This is a genomic window from Idiomarina sp. X4 (assembly GCF_002808045.1).
Classification (GTDB): Bacteria; Pseudomonadota; Gammaproteobacteria; order Enterobacterales; family Alteromonadaceae; genus Idiomarina.
This window is the reverse complement of record NZ_CP025000.1, coordinates 1,770,564-1,788,888: the sequence shown is the minus strand read 5'-3', so window position 1 is coordinate 1,788,888 and position 18,325 is coordinate 1,770,564. Positions and strand designations below refer to the sequence as shown.

13 protein-coding genes are annotated in these 18,325 nt (G+C 48.7%); 4 read left to right on the top strand and 9 right to left on the bottom strand.

The features are described 5' to 3' along the window. The first annotated feature begins 11 nt into the window (after positions 1 to 11). The 3 genes from CWC33_RS08540 (at position 12) to nspC (ending at position 4,609) form a co-directional block, all read left to right on the top strand. Entirely contained in the window at positions 12 to 2,180 is a 2,169-nt protein-coding gene (locus tag CWC33_RS08540; RefSeq protein WP_100691596.1) for a prolyl oligopeptidase family serine peptidase, read from the top strand. 84 nt (positions 2,181 to 2,264) lie between these two features. Beyond that, entirely contained in the window at positions 2,265 to 3,464 is a 1,200-nt protein-coding gene (locus CWC33_RS08535; RefSeq protein WP_100691595.1) for a saccharopine dehydrogenase family protein, read from the top strand. An 11-nt stretch (positions 3,465 to 3,475) separates the two neighbouring features. Next, positions 3,476 to 4,609 carry a carboxynorspermidine decarboxylase gene (nspC, locus tag CWC33_RS08530; protein ID WP_100691594.1) on the top strand — a complete coding sequence of 378 codons (1,134 nt, stop codon included), beginning with the start codon at positions 3,476 to 3,478 and terminating at the stop codon, positions 4,607 to 4,609. A 30-nt stretch (positions 4,610 to 4,639) separates the two neighbouring features. Here the strand turns inward: nspC and CWC33_RS08525 are convergent, their stop codons facing one another. The 7 genes from CWC33_RS08525 to acs are packed head-to-tail and all read right to left on the bottom strand — an operon-like array spanning position 4,640 to position 14,167. Then, positions 4,640 to 5,272, bottom strand: coding sequence for a tetratricopeptide repeat protein (locus CWC33_RS08525; RefSeq protein WP_100691593.1), 633 nt, complete (start codon positions 5,270 to 5,272; stop codon positions 4,640 to 4,642). A gap of 28 nt (positions 5,273 to 5,300) precedes the next feature. After that, positions 5,301 to 6,086, bottom strand: coding sequence for a type III pantothenate kinase (locus tag CWC33_RS08520; RefSeq protein WP_100691592.1), 786 nt, complete (start codon positions 6,084 to 6,086; stop codon positions 5,301 to 5,303). A gap of 9 nt (positions 6,087 to 6,095) precedes the next feature. Beyond that, positions 6,096 to 7,079, bottom strand: coding sequence for a bifunctional biotin--[acetyl-CoA-carboxylase] ligase/biotin operon repressor BirA (gene birA, locus CWC33_RS08515; RefSeq protein ID WP_100691591.1), 984 nt, complete (start codon positions 7,077 to 7,079; stop codon positions 6,096 to 6,098). 28 nt (positions 7,080 to 7,107) lie between these two features. Further along, entirely contained in the window at positions 7,108 to 8,097 is a 990-nt protein-coding gene (gene murB / locus CWC33_RS08510) for a UDP-N-acetylmuramate dehydrogenase (RefSeq protein WP_100691590.1), read from the bottom strand. 23 nt (positions 8,098 to 8,120) lie between these two features. After that, entirely contained in the window at positions 8,121 to 11,576 is a 3,456-nt protein-coding gene (locus CWC33_RS08505; protein ID WP_100691589.1) for a hybrid sensor histidine kinase/response regulator, read from the bottom strand. Then, positions 11,573 to 12,205: a response regulator transcription factor gene (locus tag CWC33_RS08500; protein WP_100691588.1), complete on the bottom strand. Its 633-nt coding sequence runs from the start codon at positions 12,203 to 12,205 to the stop codon at positions 11,573 to 11,575. Before CWC33_RS08500 ends, CWC33_RS08505 begins: the two co-directional genes overlap by 4 nt. Positions 12,206 to 12,226: 21 nt before the next feature. Then, positions 12,227 to 14,167 carry an acetate--CoA ligase gene (acs, locus tag CWC33_RS08495; protein ID WP_100692312.1) on the bottom strand — a complete coding sequence of 647 codons (1,941 nt, stop codon included), beginning with the start codon at positions 14,165 to 14,167 and terminating at the stop codon, positions 12,227 to 12,229. Between the two features lie 178 nt (positions 14,168 to 14,345). Here acs and CWC33_RS08490 point away from each other — a divergent pair, with 178 nt between their 5' ends. Continuing rightward, a complete protein-coding gene (locus CWC33_RS08490) occupies positions 14,346 to 15,515 on the top strand; it encodes a DcaP family trimeric outer membrane transporter (protein ID WP_100691587.1) in 1,170 nt (389 codons plus the stop codon). An 84-nt stretch (positions 15,516 to 15,599) separates the two neighbouring features. Here the strand turns inward: CWC33_RS08490 and CWC33_RS08485 are convergent, their stop codons facing one another. Together CWC33_RS08485 and xseA are read right to left on the bottom strand one after the other, a co-directional pair. Continuing rightward, a complete protein-coding gene (locus CWC33_RS08485; RefSeq protein ID WP_100691586.1) occupies positions 15,600 to 16,907 on the bottom strand; it encodes an alkaline phosphatase in 1,308 nt (435 codons plus the stop codon). Positions 16,908 to 16,996: 89 nt separating this feature from the next. Further along, positions 16,997 to 18,307 carry an exodeoxyribonuclease VII large subunit gene (xseA, locus tag CWC33_RS08480; RefSeq protein WP_100692311.1) on the bottom strand — a complete coding sequence of 437 codons (1,311 nt, stop codon included), beginning with the start codon at positions 18,305 to 18,307 and terminating at the stop codon, positions 16,997 to 16,999. Between the last annotated feature and the right edge of the window lie 18 nt (positions 18,308 to 18,325).

Genomic DNA, 18,325 nt, shown 5'->3' with positions numbered 1-18,325 from the left:
AGGGGAAGGCAATGACTCGTTACTCATCGCTAAAAGCATTACTGGCTGTTATATCTGGGGCAATTATTCTTGGCGCGTGCAGCTCACAACCTGAGCCTCAACAAAAATCGCCTTATGGGTTCCCACAAACTAAAACAGTTAATCAAACAGATAACTATCATGGCACTACCGTTGCTGACCCTTATCGTTGGCTGGAGAAACTTAACTCAAACGAAGTCGAGCAATGGGTCACTCGCCAAAACAAATTTTCAACCCCGTCTTTGCAGCAACTGCCTGCTTATAGTGAGCTGAAGCAACGGCTTACAGAGCTCTGGAATTACAAAAAAATAGGCACCCCGTTTCAATACGCAAACCGGTATTTTTATTTTGCAAACGATGGCCTGCAAAGCCAGGACATTCTCTACACAATGACCGCCTTAGACAGTGCTCCGGAAATATTAATTAATCCGAATAAACTCAGCGAAGACGGTACTTTATCACTGGCGAGAATACAGGTTTCCCCAAACGCAAAGTACATCGCCTACTCGGTTTCAGAAAAAGGCAGTGACTGGAATCATATTCGCGTCAAAAATATCGAATCGGGAAGCGTCTTGTCAGAGCGTATTGAAGGCGTGAAGTTCTCTAACGTCGCCTGGCTTCCCAACGAGAACGGCTTTTATTACAGCCGCTATCCACAACATGCCAACGGAAAATACGATGACTCAGAGCCGGTCAGTGTCTACTTTCATCGCATCGGCCGCTCGCAAAAAGACGATGAGCTCATCTTCGCATTGCCGGAGCAGCCAAGCTGGAATCCTTACCCGGAAGTCACTCACGACGGTCGCTATTTATTAATTAATGTCTCATCCGGCTACGACGCAAACGCCGTGTTCAGCCGTCCATTATCCGAAGACGACGCGCCTTTTACAGGACTGTTAACTAAATGGGACGGGCAGTACGATTACGTAACGAGCCACAATAACAAGCTGCTCTTTCGAACCACAGCTCAGGCCCCCAGAGGACGAGTTATCGCCATTGATATGAGCGATACGGGTGATAACAACTGGTCGGAAATAATTCCTGAAAATACTCATACGCTGACTTCAGTGTCCGCTGTTAACGGGCAACTGTTCGCGCACTACCTACAAAACGCCCATTCGCGCGTCGGTATTTTTAATCAACAAGGGCAGTTATTGCAGGAGTTAGCCTTACCCGGCATAGGCACGGTGTCAGGATTTAACGGTTCTCCATCTGCTGACGACACCTTCTTTAATTTTTCAGGCTTTACTGAACCTGGAAAAATATACCGATACCAAGTAGCGCAGCAGCGCACAACATTATGGCAGGAGGTCGAATTCCCGGCCGAGCTTGAGCCTTACGAAACTCATCAAGTCATCTATGAGAGCAAAGACGGTACAGAGATACCGATGTTTCTGGTGCACTCAGAAAGTGTCGAATTAGATGGCACCAACCCAACACTATTGTATGGCTATGGCGGTTTTAATATCTCTTTAACCCCTGAATTTAAAGCAGACCGCATTGCCTGGTTAGAAATGGGTGGTGTTCTGGCAATACCTAACCTGCGTGGTGGCGGAGAATTTGGTGAACAATGGCATCAAGCAGGTACTAAAGCCAATAAGCAAACGGTGTTTGATGACTTTATCACCGCGGCCGAATGGTTAATTAAAAACAACTATACCAACAGAGACAAGCTCGCTATTCATGGTCGCAGTAATGGTGGCTTGCTCGTCGGAGCCACTATGACTCAACGCCCAGAATTATTTGCTGCGGCAATTCCTACGGTTGGTGTACTGGATATGCTGCGTTACCACTTACCCAACGCCAATGCCCGCGGCTGGGGCAGTGAATTCGGATTAAGTGAAAATGCCGATGAGTTTGCTGCTTTATACGAATATTCTCCGGTTCATAATACCAAAGCGGGCACTTGCTACCCTGCCACTCTCGTCACCACTGCTAATAATGATAACCGGGTTGCGCCTTGGCACAGCTACAAGTTTGCGGCAGCACTGCAAGCCGACCAAAGCTGCGACAACCCGGTGCTGTTGAATGTCGAGACTCGAGCCGGTCATGGCGCTGGCACACCAACGTGGATGAAAATTGAGTCAGCAGCTGAGAAGTGGGCATTTTTACACAAAGAACTCAATGTAAACAAAGAGAAGAGAAGCTCGGCTTCTCAATGATGATTTTCAAAAAATGTGCTATCTTTCGCGACAATCTTATTCGTAAAATAAGTCCGTTAACGATTTCTGTGAAGGATAGCATTCATGTCTAAAGTTCTTATTATTGGCGCTGGCGGTGTCGCCGGTGTTGTTGTTCAAAAATGTGCGCGCTTGCCGGAAGTATTCTCTGAAATACACTTAGCCAGCCGTACCTTATCTAAATGTCAGGCACTTCAAGAAAAAGCCGGCAAAGATCGCGTTGTTGGCGTGTATCAGGTTGATGCTGATGACGCTGCAGAAGTCGCCGAGCTTATTCGTGGCATTAACCCGTCGCTGGTTATCAATGTCGCTCTACCCTATCAGGATTTACCAATTATGGACGCTTGTTTAGAAACTGGCGTTCACTACTTGGATACCGCTAACTACGAGCCGAAAGACGAAGCGAAATTCGAGTACTCGTGGCAGTGGGCGTACCAAGATAAGTTTAAAGAAAAAGGCTTAATGGCGCTTTTAGGTGCTGGCTTTGACCCGGGTGTAACCAACGTATTTACCGCTTACGCGGCTAAACATTACTTTGACGAAGTGCATTACTTAGATATTGTTGACTGCAACGGTGGTGATCATGGCCAAGCCTTTGCAACCAACTTTAATCCGGAAATTAATATCCGCGAAATTACTCAGCGCGGCAAATACTGGGAGAATGGTGAGTGGCATGAAACCGACCCTATCAGTGTTCGTAAAGACTTAGACTATCCAAATGTTGGTGTGCGTCCGTCTTACCTGCTGTTCCACGAAGAGTTGGAGTCTCTGGTTAAGCACTTCCCAACCATTAAGCGTGCGCGCTTCTGGATGACGTTTGGCGACCAATACCTAACTCACCTGCGCGTATTGGAAAACGTGGGCATGACCTCGATTGACCCGGTAGAGTTCGAAGGCAAAAAAATTGTGCCTCTGGAGTTCTTAAAAGCGGTATTACCTAACCCGGGATCACTGGCAGAAGGTTACACCGGCAAAACTTGTATCGGTACTTATGTCACCGGTATGAAAGACGGCCAAGAGAAAACCATTTTCATCTACAACAACTGTGACCACGCTGAAACGAACAAAGAAGTAGGCGCGCAGGCCGTGTCATACACTACCGGTGTTCCAGCCATGATAGCAGCTTCCCTCATGCTTCAGGGCGAGTGGATGAAGCCCGGTGTATGGAACATGGAACAATTTGACCCGGATGAATTCATGAACCGTTTGAACCAATATGGTTTACCATGGCACGTACAAGAGTGCGACAAGCCATTTGAGAAGTAAGTGAGTCATCGATGAGCCATTATTTATCGCCGGATATTCCGTCGCCATGTTACGTGCTGGATGAGAAACTACTGCACCGCAACCTAGAGCTTATGCAATACGTTCAGGAGCAAAGTGGTGCAGACATTATTCTTGCGCTGAAAGGCTACTCTATGTGGTCAGCGTTTCCGCTCATTAAACAGTACTTAAAAGGCTGCACGGCAAGCTCGGTATGGGAAGCCAAACTGGCCGCCTATGAATTTGGTCGTGAAGTTCATGCCTACGCGCCGGCTTATAAACAAAGCGATATTGATGAGCTAATGCCGCTGGTAAACCACTTGTCGTTTAATAGCGTGACCCAGTGGCAGCGCTATCGCGATCAAGTGGCAGAAGCTGGCGTTTCTATTGGTTTACGCATAAACCCGGAACACCAAGAGGCGGACACCGAGCTGTACGATCCGAGCGCTCCCGGCTCGCGACTAGGCATTAGAGCCAGCGAGTTAAGCCAACATGATTTAACGGGCGTTGAGGGCTTACACGTGCACAACTTGTGCGAGTGTGACTCCTTCGCATTAGAGCGTACACTGGAAGCGGTAGAAAGTCGCTTCGGTGAACAACTTAAGCAGGTTAAATGGCTTAATTTAGGTGGTGGTCACTTAATGACCCGAAAAGGTTATGATGTCGAGCACCTAATAAGCCAACTTAAGCGGCTGCGCGAAACTTACGACCTTCAGGTGATTTTAGAGCCCGGGTCTGCGGTTGCCTGGCAAACCGGACCATTGGTTTGTGAAGTGGTGGATATTGTCGAGAACAATGGCTCTATCGCGTTGCTTGATATTTCAGCGACAGCGCACATGCCTGACGTACTGGAGATGCCTTACCGACCAGTAATTACCGGCGCGGCTCTACCTGGGGAAAAGGCCTTCAGCTTCCGCTTAGGCGGCAATAGCTGCTTAGCCGGCGATGTCATTGGTGAGTACAGTTTTGATCAAGCACTGGCTGTGGGTGACCGCTTAATATTTGAAGATATGATGCATTACACCATGGTGAAGACATCGTTTTTTAATGGTGTACAGCATCCTGCTATTGGTATATTGCGCGAAGACGGACGCTTTGACTGCATACGAGAGTTTAGTTACGAGGACTTCCGCAGCCGACTCTCATAGTCTATTAGAGACGAAAAACGTAAGCGGCCACTATTCCAGTGGCCGTTTTGCTTCTTCTACCACAGAAGGCGGCATGCGCTCTGATAATTGCGCTAATTGTTGCTGAATTTCCCGATGTTTAGCCGTATCGCCGGTCACCGAGTTATGCAGCCAATGGTAGGCGTTTTCGTAATCATACGGACTGCCATGACCATTCAGTAAGATACTGGCAAAGCGCTGCTGGGCACGGAGGTTTCCGAGAGACGCCGCCTCACGCAAATATAAAATGGCGCGTTCAATGTCCTGCTGTACCAGCCGCCCCTCATGATAATATCGCCCTAGCTGCTCCAGAGCCTCGACTAAACCTTGCTCTGCCGCCTTTTCCATATACAGCAAGCCAATTTCAGCATCTCGCTCGTAGCAAATCCCCCAGGCTTTCATATCACCGTATAAGAATTGATACGTTGGTCGACGTTCCAGCTCTGCCTGAGCTTCAATGTCTTGTGCCAACTGGCAACGATCAATATCGCGAACCTGAGTAATGTGCTCATTGGTGGCAAACATCTCGACCAGTTCTGCGTCAGAATACAGCTGAACCGCTTCTATGTCTTGAGACTTCGCTGGTAAAGTTAATAAAAGACCACTTATTGCGGCTGCCACTAACGCTGCTTTATGCCACGCCATTTTTGACTCCAGTTCGCTTATTCAATCACTACTGTTCGTTATCGGCACAAAGTCGCAAACCCTTAAACGTTAAGTCATCAATACGACAGACACTATCACTTAAATGAGAGGCCAATTGCTCGCTATCACCGCCGGTCACAACTACGGTAAAGGCTTCATCGTTGAATAACGAAGGAGACAGTTTAGCGGCTTCATACACAACACCTACTAAACTTGCTTCAATACCGTCCAACATTCCCTCACGGGTACTGACGCCCGGCTCCAGCTTTGCCTTAGCACTATGCTCAACAGGAACATTCCCCAGCTGTGCGGTGCCCTGACCAAGGGCATTGAGCATTAGCTGTCGACCGGGCACTATCCAACCACCTAAATGCTGACCTTCGCGAGTCAGCCAGTCCACCGTCAATGCTGTCCCCGCATCGATGATAACAGCATGTCCTTTGACCGCTTTGTGACATCCCAATAGAGCCAACCAACGGTCAGCGCCTAAGGCCTCCGGCTTGTCTTTATACGCATTCTCTACGCCCAACTGCGACGCCCGAGTGCGTTGCCAACGTACACTAATACCAAGCTCAGCCAATGACTGATTAAGCATATCAACCACTTGTACGGACGCCACACTGACACCTAGGGCTTCTGTCGTTTTTTTAATTTGCTCACGGTTAATCACACCAAGCAAAATGTCCTTTAATGAACGACTCAAGTCATTCAACCAATGTTGATGTTCAATCGCACCTAAGGCTTGAATAGAGTCAGTGGACTTATCCCACCAAGCAAACTTACAGCGCGTGTTACCCGCATCAATGAGTAGCATCTAATGACCTTAATGTTGTAAACGTAAACTAATTTCGCCGCCAAAGTAGCGTTTCACGCCCGTTTCATCCTGAACCAACAACGCACCGTTTTCATCAATGCCGCGACAGGTTCCTATACATTCGCGTTGTCCCATTATTAAGCGTACTGGCTTATCCAGAAACTGATCGTAAGCACGCCAACGCGCCTGAAATGCACTAAGACCGGCTGAATCATATTCAGACAGGCACGCCAGAACTGACTCCCGGACTCGCGCTGCTATCAGGTTACGCGACATAAAAGCAGGCGCTTCACTACTGATATCCGTCCATGCCTGATCAATGCTTTCAGCCACACGTTCAGGCATTTTTAAATTAATACCTATGCCAATAATGCTATGCGCAGAGCCATCTGCCAGCGTTTCTAAGTCGACTAAAATACCAGACACCTTTTTGCCTTTTATATAGACATCATTCGGCCATTTTAGCCCAACACCTTCAATACCCAACGACTCAAAACATTCGGCCAGGGCAACACCTACCGCCAGGCTCAGACCCATAGCCCCATGAATGCCCTCTGCCAACGGCCAATAAACACTGAAATATAAATTACTGCCAAAAGGCGAGATCCAGCGTTTACCCCGCCGCCCCCGACCTGCCGTTTGAGCCTCAGCAAATACCGAATAGCCGGCGGCCAGAGGCTGCTTTTTCGCCAGTAATTTAAGCTCATCATTGCTGGAGTCAACAACCGAGTAAACCGCAAAATCAGGTGCTTCATGAAAATGTTCAGTGGCCTGCTTTATCTTTTCTTTATCGAGCAACTCCAGCTGTTGTGACAGTTTGTAACCTTTACCGCTAACCGAAAACAGTTCGAGGCCGAGCTCCTCTAACTTATGAATATGTTGGTTCACCGCCGCTCTGGAAATGCTCAGCTGCTCCCCCAGCGACTGCCCGGAGTGAAATTCGCCATCTGATAATTGCTGAATCAGTTGATCAAGTCGCTGTGACTGCTTCATTATGCTCGTTCCTTGCTCTTTGAAGCGTTCATAAATCGATTAGTCCGTGAGCGCCTACCAGCCGAACTTCCGGCTCAAGTGTGACACCCGTTACATCATAGACTCTGTCCTGAATTTCTTGTGCTAACGCCACCAAATCAGAGCCCTGAGCTTGTCCGCTATTAATTAAGACCAAAGCCTGTTGAGGGTTGACCCCAACATCCCCCACCGACAATGATTTCAAACCCAGTTTGTCGATAAGCCACCCCGCCGCCAGCTTCACTGAGCTGTCAGAAACAGGGTACGACACTAATCCGGGCAATTTAGCCTCTAGCGCTTTTAAGTGCTCTATCGATACCACCGGGTTTTTAAAGAAACTGCCGGCATTGGGTGTCACAGCGGGATCCGGTAGTTTCCGCTGGCGAGTTTCAATCACTTTGTCAAAGACAGCCTGTGCAGTCACCGGCGCAGACAGTTCATTTAGCGGTGCGTAATGCGTCACCGGCTGCCACTTTTTAGGCAAAAGAAAACTGACTTCGGTGATAAACCAGCGGCCCGGCGTTTGTTTGAAAATACTGTCGCGATATTCAAACTCACAGTCCGAAGGCGTAAAATAAGCCCAGTGACGTTTTTCAACGTCCCATGCGGTCACCAGCTCAATGAACTGCGATACTTCAACACCATAAGCGCCAATATTTTGCACAGGTGCGGCTCCGACAGAGCCAGGGATCAGCGCCAGGTTTTCCAAACCGTTAATGTCTTTTGAGCGAAGTTCGCTAACCAACGCATGCCAGTTTTCGCCACCGGCAACGGTCACCCGGAAAAACTCAGGCAACTCATCAACCTGAATGCCTTTCAGGGCGTTATGAATGATGGTTCCCTGAAAGTCTTCAATAAACGCTGTGTTGCTGCCTTCCCCCAGCAAATACCAGGGCTCTCGCGGTTGTAGCGTGGTCAAATCATCCGTGTGCGTAATCTCAACAAAATCAAAGCACTGTGCCGGTAAGCGAAATGTGTGTAAATTCGATAAATCCCTCAAGCGAGGCCTCGTAATATTGCTGGTTATTTTCGCATGCTAATATATTTCAAAAACGCTTTTAACGCAGCCGGTTTTACGGGTTTTGGTAAAAACTGCAGGCCTAATTGTCGTGCCGACTGCTTCACCGCGTCGTCACTCATTGCCGTTACCAAGGCAGTAGGCACTTTATGTTGCCATTGCTCCCATAGCGCTTCAGCAAGTGACAAACCATCGCCATCACCCAATTGATAATCGACCAGTATGCCGTGTGGCACTTCTTCAGGGTGGCTTTTCGCGTAATCTACCGCTTTGGCGAAGCTATTCACGGTCACCGCCTCGCACTCCCATTTATTCAACAGAGCACTGACGGCATTCAGATTTTCATGATCGTCATCCACCACAAACAACCGCAACGATGCATTCGGACCTTCCTCCTGCTGACGTTTAGGTTTGTTCACCACTTGGGCGCTATTACCCAGAGGCACACGAACGGAAAACCGCGAGCCTTTCCCCTCAACAGAAGTAACCTTAACCTCGCAGCCCAACTGCTCGCCCATTCGCTGAGCGACGCTCAACCCAAGTCCAACGCCTTCGACGTTCTGGTTTTGAATGCGATAGAAGGCGTCAAATACCTTGTCTTGCTGCTGAGCGGCTATGCCAGGTCCTGTATCCCATACCGAGATTTCCAGTTCACCGCCTTTTTTACGGACCCCGAGCAAGACACTTCCCTTAGGAGTGTATTTAATAGCATTAGACAAGAAGTTCTGCACAATACGACGTAAATACGTCGGGTCAGTGAATACCGGTCGGTCAACATAAAATGCCCTAAAATCCAGATGCTTCTGATCGGCCAGCATGGCGTATTCTTCGATTAATGGGTTCAGAACCGAGCTTAATTGCACGTGCCGGAACTTCGGCTGTAAAGCGCCTTGGTCCATTTTAGCTATCGACAGCAGCGTAGAAAGCAAGTGTTCAGTAGAGCCAAGTGCGGTATCCAGTTTACCCAATAACTGCTGGTTTTTATCGGACAGCTCTTTTTCATGTATGGCGGACAAGTACAAGCGTGCGGCATTCAACGGCTGCAAAATATCGTGACTGGCCAGCGCCAGAAAACGAGTTTTTGACGCGTTAGCTGCCTCGGCTTCCGCTTTCGCCTTTTTAAGCTCTTCTTCTACCTCGCGACGGCGATCAATTTCTGCGGTTAACTCTTGGTTTATCTCACGAATTTCCTGTGTACGAACATCCACCCGCTGCTCAAGATCGATATTAGCGTCTTCCAACGCCTGCTGTGTCTCTACGTGCGAAGTAATATCGGTAAAACTGGTGACAAAGCCCCCGGTGGGTAATGGGTTCCCGACCATTTCGATGACACGACCGTCGGCTCGTCGACGAATGAATCGGTGCGCTGACCCCATTTGCATATACCGCAAACGCTTATTAACAAGCTCATCGACGTCGCCCGGACCACATTCGCCCCGTTCTGCGTTGTAGCGAATGAGAGTGGCAATAGGCTGCCCCGGTTTCACCATGCCTTCCGGATACTCAAACAAGTCTAAATAGCGTTTATTCCAGGCAACCAAACGAAGCTCGGCATCGACTACGCTAATGCCCTGCGCTAAATTTTCAAGTGAGCTGAACAGTATCGATTGCTGAGTTTGCAGGGCTTGCGTGGTGTCGTCAAAAAAGTGCACCACTTCTTCTAAGTTAAGCTGTTTGTCCCGCAGTGCCGCATCAACCAATGAACGCGCCGTGGCAGATCCTAACACGCCAGCTATCGCGCGCTCGACAAAGCCAATAAACGACTTATCAGCCAGCTCCTCAGGAACTAAATCTTTCTCTTCCGGCTGCTGAAAATACTGCATAAGCTGTTGCGCACGCTGGCCGCCTAAAAAGGTCTTCAGCAACAGCATCATGTCGGCGTTAGTAGCATTGTAGTCTTTGTGCAAATGTTGCTGTTCGGGGAGTTTTGCTTTGGGTTTAACAAAGGCGGTTGCCTGAATCCGGTCAACCAGCCTGGGCCGTGCTAACAGTGAAAATGCAATGAAACTAAAGGCGTTGAGCGCCAGGGAAACAACCGTGCCCCGGGTTATAATTTCAACGTCGGTGAGCTCAGGGTAAGAATACAACGGAATTAACACTGCCAGTACCCAACCAATAGACCCCGCGCCAAGTCCAGCATAAACACCACGAGCGTGACCTTTACGCCAGTATAATGCCCCCAGTAACGCAGGCAGCAACTGCAATACCAGTGAGAACGCCAGCAAACCGATACTCACTAAATTGGTCTTCGCCGCCCAGAAGTAATAACAAAAGAACGACAGCACCATCGTGACTGCGATGGCGACCCGACGAATTAACAGCAGCGCCCGATCATATTCCCGCTTGCGCTGCTGCAACGGCAGCTTAGAATCGCGTTGCAGTAATATCGGCATGATAACGTCATTGGTTATCATGGTACTTAGTGTCACCGACGCGATAATCACCATCGCGGTAGCCGCTGAAATACCGCCTATAAAGATAATAAGCGACAACCACAGCTGGTCTTTAAGCAGCGGCAACTGTAATGAAAAGGTTGAACCGTCTCCGCCGTTGCCTATGAAAAAACTTCCGGCAATAGCAATAGGAATAATCGCTGCGGCGGTTAAACTTAAATAAACAGGAAATCCCCAGCGGGCGGTTTTTAAATGCCGAGTGTCAACGTTATCAACCACCGCTACGTGGAACTGTCTGGGCAGACACAAAATAGCGCCAGCTGCCATCAAGGTTTGAACAATAAACTCAAACTCACCAAACTTCGCAAAAGACCATTGTGGCGCTGTTACCGAAGTGAATTGACTCAGCAGCGACGGACCAGAGCTTTCTGCAAGTAGCGACCAGGCAAATACCGCTGCTGCCATTAACGCCACCAGTTTTATCATCGACTCAACCGCAATGGCTAAAATCATACCACTACGATATTCAGTCACTTCCACATGACGTGTTCCAAAAAGCATGGCAAATATCGCCATCAACGCCGCAGCACCCAGTTCTTTTATAGAAAACTCATCCATCACACCGGTGCTTTCCGTTAGCACCGAAAAGCTGACACCCACCGCTTTCAACTGCAGCGCAATATAAGGAATAATGGCGGTAGCCGCTATGGCAGTAACGGCAACGGCTAAGCGCCGACGCTTACCAAAGCGAGAAGAAATAAAGTCGGCAATTGAAGTGATGTTCTGTTGCTTACTGACAGACACCAGCTTTTCGAGCACCCGAATGCCAAACAGAAACAGTAATATGGGTCCCAATAAAATAGGGAAAAACGCCCAGCCTTCGGTAGCGGCATTACCAACCGCTCCGTAGTAAGTCCAGGAGGTGCAGTAAATAGCCAATGACATGGAATAAACCATTGGCTTGTGGCTGATTTTATTTGCCCAGGAGCCTAAACGGTCGCCCCAGGTCGCTACGGCAAACAGAAAAATGACATACGCCAGAGAGGCGAATACCAGCAACCAAGTCATAACTGTAAGCGTTCAGCAACCAGTACAGCTTGAGTACGGCTGTACACTCCGAGTTTACGGAATATAGCCGTGATGTGGGCTTTAACCGTCGCTTCAGTAATACTTAACTGATAAGCGATTTGTTTATTCAGAAGGCCTTCATGTAAAAAGTGAAGTACTCGATATTGCTGCGGTGTTAGTTCAGAGACTTTACGTGCCAGCTCCTGATCTTCGTCAGAAATCACGTCCAAACGTTCACGCGACTCTTTAGGCACCCAGGTTTCACCTTGCAATATGGTGTCTATTGCTTCGGCTATTTCCGCTGACGGCAATGACTTAGGAATAAAACCAAGCGCCCCAAAACCAATGCATTTAGCGACAATGGAAGCCTCCTCACTGCCGGAAATGATAGCAACAGGTAATAACGGATAATCTTCGCGCACCCGAATAAGACCATATAAATCGCCACTGCCCGGCATATGTAAGTCGAGTAACAATAAATCGACGTCATCATCCTTGTTTAGCGCGGCTAATGTCGAATCTAAATCTTCGGCTTCGCGTAGGGTAAGTTCAGAAAAGTGATTCGCGAGAGCGCCTTGCAGCGCCTCGCGAAACAATGGGTGGTCATCTGCGATTAAAAATTTCGCCATGAGATTCCAAATTAAGTGACATTATTTATTCATTCTGTTTTCTATCAATGAATCTACCACACTTGGATCAGCAAGCGTAGAGGTGTCCCCCAAATTCTCATACTCGTTGGCAGCAATCTTACGCAGAATACGACGCATGATTTTACCTGAGCGGGTTTTCGGCAAGCCCGTTGTCCAGTGAATCAGGTCAGGCGTTGCAATTGGGCTAAGCTCAGAGCGTACCCAGTTACGAACCTCTTTGGTCAGTTCTTCCGTCACTTCCACACCTTCAACTGGCGTAATATAGACATAAATGCCCTGACCTTTTAAGTCATGCGGGTAACCAACAACCGCCGCTTCGGCCACCGACTTATGCGCGACCAATGCACTTTCGATTTCAGCGGTTCCTAAACGGTGTCCGGACACGTTCAGAACATCGTCCATACGACCGGTTATCCAGTAGTAACCATCGGCATCACGACGAGCACCATCGCCGCTGAAGTAACGGTTTTTGAAGGTTGAGAAATAGGTTTGCTCAAAACGCTCGTGGTCACCCCACAGCGTCCGCATTTGACCCGGCCATGAGTCATTAATCACCAAGCCACCTTCGGCTTCACCCTCTTGCACATTCCCTTCACTATCGACTAATGCAGGTTGAATGCCGAAGAAAGGGCGTGTGGCAGAGCCCGGTTTCAGGTCAGTTGCGCCCGGTAACGGAGTAATCAAAATACCGCCGTTTTCGGTCTGCCACCAGGTATCCATGATTGGGCATTTGCCATTACCAATAGCGCGGTGATACCACTCCCAGGCTTCCGGGTTTATCGGCTCACCGACACTACCTAAAATACGCAGACTTTCACGGGTCGATGTTTTCGCCGCCTCATCACCTTTAGCCATTAATGCGCGAATAGCGGTTGGCGCGGTATAAAGAATATTGACCTTGTGTTTATCAACTATTTCACCAATACGACCAACACCAGGGTACGTTGGCACCCCTTCAAACATCAATGTGGTTGCACCGTTAGCCAGCGGGCCATACACAATATAAGAGTGACCAGTAATCCAGCCGACATCGGCTGCACACCAGTAAACATCGTCATCGTGATAGTCGAAGACATACTCATGCGTCATTGACGCATACACCATGTAACCACCGGTAGTATGCACAACCCCTTTCGGCTTTCCGGTCGAGCCGGACGTGTAAAGAATGAACAGCGGGTCTTCGGCGTTCATCACTTCTGCCTGGCATTCATCGCTGACATCACCAATCAACTCATGCCACCAAACGTCACGGCCTTCTGTCCATTCAACGTCACCTTCGGTAACACGGCATACAATGCTGTGCTCTAATGAAGGGCAAGCACCATCGGATAAGGCTTTATCCACATTGGCTTTCAAACCAATAGTGCTGCCGCCACGACGACCTTCGTCGGCGGTAATTATAGCTTTAGCCTGACAGTCGTTAATGCGGTCGGCAATAGCATTTGGTGAGAAACCGCCAAAGATAACGGAATGAACCGCACCAATACGCGCACAAGCTAACATAGCGTATGCCGCTTCCGGCACCATCGGCATATAAATAGCGACACGGTCACCTTTACCAATACCTAATTTTTTCAGGCCATTAGCAAAACGAGATACCTCTTTATGTAACTCGCGGTAGGTGATGTGTTTGTCTACACTAGGGTCGTCGCCTTCCCAGATAATCGCTGTTTTATCCGCTTTATCGGCAAGGTGGCGGTCGACACAGTTATAACAAGCGTTTAAAGTGCCGTCCTCGTACCATTTGATGCTGACTTTACCCGGCTCAAACGTTGTATTTTTGACTTTGTTATAGGGTGTGAACCAAGTAATGCGCTTTCCGTGTTCACTCCAAAAGCCTTCGGGATCATCAATGGACTGCTGGTACAGCTTTTTATAACCGTCATTGTCGATTTTAGCTTTTGATTTTACATGGTCTGGAACTGGATACAGTTGCGACATTACCTCTTCCTCCTTATTCGCAAGATGGTAACTGTTGTACGTTTTACGCGAGTTAAACACTATTAGACCATAGTCTAGATTGATAAAAATTGACCAATTAACGACACTTAACGGCAATATTTTTTCGTTAATATCAAATAAGAACCAATAAAACTTGGCTGACATGGGAGAACACACGATGGCCTCAAGTACAACAAACAAGTTTAAGTTTACAGCGGCAGCAGCGGCTGTACTTGGTGTGGCAAGCTTTGGTGCGCAAGCTCAAAGTTCAGAGTTTGACTTTGGTGGTTTTGTAAAGCTCGATATGATGGTATCGGATTATGCGGATGGCTCTGCGCCAAGCAGTGGTAGCATCGCACGTCAACAGTATATACCCAGCTTAACTCCAGTCGGTAGTGAAGGTGACGACATGGCTACTGACTTTCACGCCCGCCAGTCTCGCTTTTTTATAACCAATAAAACAGAACTTGATAATGGCGAAACTATTACTGGTCATATAGAGATGGACTTTATGTTGACGCCTGACGGCGACCAACGTATTTCTAACTCCTACAACCCGCGCCTACGTCACGCTTTTCTTAAATACGGTAACTGGACATTCGGTCAAACCTGGTCAAACTTCCAGGACTTAAACATTCTGGCAGAGTCAGTCGACTTCATCGGTATCACTGACGGTATTGTCTTTAACCGTCAGGCACAAATTCGCTATACCTCTGGTGGCTTTAGCGCCTCAATTGAAAACCCTGAAACCACAGTAACTCCCGCTGGTGGCGGTCGCATCGTTTCCAGCGATGGCTTTATGCCAGACGTCACCTTTAAATACACGGGTAAGTCTGACAACTTGACCTGGCAGGCCTCTGCACTGTTGCGCCAGCTGACTTATGACGTGACACAAACAGGTGATGACGAAACGACTTTCGGTTACGGTGTGAGCCTTGGTGCTAAATACACCTTTGGCATGGATGACATTCGTGCATCCATTACCACCGGCTCGGGTTTAGGCCGCTACTTAGGTCTTAACACCTGGAACGGCGCCTATATCGATGCTAACGGCGAATTAGAAGCCATTGACTCAACCGGTATCTCATTTGCGTACCGCCATTTCTGGACTGAGAAACTGCGTTCAAATGTTGTTTATTCACGAGGCTGGGCTGACAACGATGGAGAATTACTGGCTCTTGCTGGCGACATGACTGAGTACACACAACGCCTGGCGTTTAACCTCATGTATTCACCGGCTTCAAACCTGACCTTTGGCGCAGAAATTTCACAAGCCAATCGTGAAACCGAAGCCAATGTTGACGGCGACTTAAACCGTCTACAACTGATGGCGATGTACAAGTTTTAAACGATATTCCCAACCAAAAACGCCGGTAACCACAATGGGTTACCGGCGTTTTTTCTGTTTGGATACTCTCTAATCAGACAGCGTTTACTTCACAATCTCAATAAGCCGCTTGCCAATATCCGTATTATTCATGTACCCACGAAAACCTTCCGCATAAGGTCCTTTAGCAAACACAGGAACATCAACAGCCGTATGGCCACTTGTTGTCCAACCTGTACCGGTAATATCACCCGTAATATAAACCAGCGCATCGTGGATGGCGTCTTCTCGCTCTTTACCTTCTTGCTCAGCAGCCAGCGCCAGCTCGTCGATATAGTCTTGAGTCAGTTCAAAATTCACTTTGTCAGCCACATACTCAGGCCACTGCTCGGCGTCCATATTCAACAGTTCATTGCGCATTGTCGCAATAGAGCTTTCAATGGACATGACCCGATCGGAATACCATGCGTACTCACCATCGCGTCCAAGGGTTAACCCTCCAGTTGAGTGGTCTGCCGTCATCACTAATAACGTATTAGGGTTGTCTTGCATAAAATCAGCGACAACCGATAACGCTTTATTGAGCGAGTCCATCTCATGCACAGCACAGGCAATATCGTTAGCATGGCCACACCAGTCAATTTGACTGCCTTCAATCATCAGCGCAAACGGCTTGTCGTCACCTGACAATAAACGCAATGCATTGCTGGTCATTTGAGCCAACGAGCCTTTGCCTTCATCAATTGCATGCGGCAGACCTTTTGGTGCGAACAAGCCCATGACCGGCGCCTGCTCCACTTGATCTAACATTTGCATGTCCTGAACCACCTTCAGGCCATGTTGCTCGAGCAATTCGACCCAATTCTTGTCGTCGCGAATAAAATACTGCTGACCGCCGCCGAGCACGACATCATAAGACGCTTCGTCTTCTATGTACTGCTGCGCCATTAAGTCAGCAATTTGATTGTATTCATAGCGCGAGGGATGATGAGAGAAAAATGACGCCGGTGTCGCATGGTTAATTTGTGAAGTCGACACAGATCCTGTCATATAACCACTATTTTTAGCGTATTCCATGACCGTTTTTAAGGACGTTTTATCGTTATCCACGCCGATAGCACCGTTATACGACTTTTCGCCTGTCGCTAATGCCGTCGCGCCCGCAGCCGAATCGGTTACCCAGGTATCGTCTTCAGGGTAGGTCGTTGCGGCTCCGGTGAGATAGTGATCAAACTGCGTTTCTGCAATCTCTTTGGTGTCTAAGTCTGACATGGCATAGCGGTAAGCACTGATGAACTCGAAGCCCATACCGTCGCCAATCACATAAATAATATTGGGTTTCTGCTCTTCAGCTACTGCACTTGATGCACTCATTGCAAGCCCGATAGCTGCGGCCGTTAATGTTTTTTTCATACAACAACTCCGTCTGGTTCTGTAACGCTCTTTGTATGGCCTGATTATATCAAGCACTTAATGTCAGTGATATGACAACGAACCGCAATTTAATTGCGCCTCGCCGTGAATGAACTGTCGGCCAGGAGCACACCCACTTGTTCGCCGCTGGCAACATCATCGGCCCGGCGCACCACCGTGCCATTGTCTTTACGAACAATGGCATAACCCCGTTCCAGCGTATTCAGTGGACTCACCAAATTCAGTGCCTGCATCAACTGCCCCTGCCGAGCCGTTTTGTCTTTCAGTAAACGCGTCATGGCTTGTGGCAAACGTTGCTGAAGCGTTGTCAGCTGCTGTTGGTGCTGTGCCAACCGTTTTTCCGGGTGTACGGCTTTTAAACGCCCGCTGAGGTGCGTGTGCTGCTGACGCTGACGCATCAGCTGCTGAGTCAGTGCCCGGCTCGCTCGTGCCTGCAATTCGTCTGCCAGTTGCGACTGCTGTTGCAACAATCGTTGTGGGTGTTGCTGTTGCAATCGGGTTTGCAGAAATTGCCACTGCTGCTTAAGGCGCTGGACATGCCTGAGCTGAGCCCGTTGCAACCGCTGCATCAGGGTTTGCGCCCGCTGCAACTGTTGTTGCTGATCTTGAGTGACCAACTCTGCTGCGGCAGATGGTGTTGGCGCACGGACATCTGCCACAAAGTCAGCTATGGTAAAGTCAATTTCGTGACCCACCGCACTAATAATTGGCATTGGCGCGGTCGCAAGCAGTCGAGCAAAGCCTTCATCATTAAAACACCAAAGGTCTTCAAGAGAGCCACCACCTCGCGATACCAGCAGCACATCGACTTCATTCCGTTCAAAAGCCGTTTGAGCCATAGACTGCAGCTGACCAACGGCAGCTTCTCCCTGAACCGAAGTGGGGTAGATAATCACTTCGACGCTGGGGTCTCGCCGTTTCATCACCGCTAATATGTCTTTTATTGCCGCCCCGGTTGGTGAGGTCAGCACCCCAACTTTGCGAATGTGTTCAGGTAACGGTCGTTTGCGGTCTGACGCAAACAGGCCTTCAGCACCGAGTTTTGCTTTTAACTGCTCGTAACGCTGTTGCAGTAAGCCCTGTCCGGCGTCTTCCAGGTGTTCGACAATAAGCTGATAGTCACCGCGAGGCTCGTACAGGGTCACTTTTGCTTTCACTAAAACTTGAGAGCCATTTTGTGGACGCATAGTCGCCCGCTGATTAGCCCCGCGAAACATGGCACAGCGCACCTGTGAACGTTCATCTTTCAGCGTGAAATACCAATGCCCAGAACCCGGCGCCGCAAAATTTGAAATTTCGCCTACCAGGCTTATTTGGCGGAAACCCTGCTCAAGTAATTGCCGAATCTCACCATTTAACTGACTGACCGAGTAAACCATCGACATATTCGACCTCCA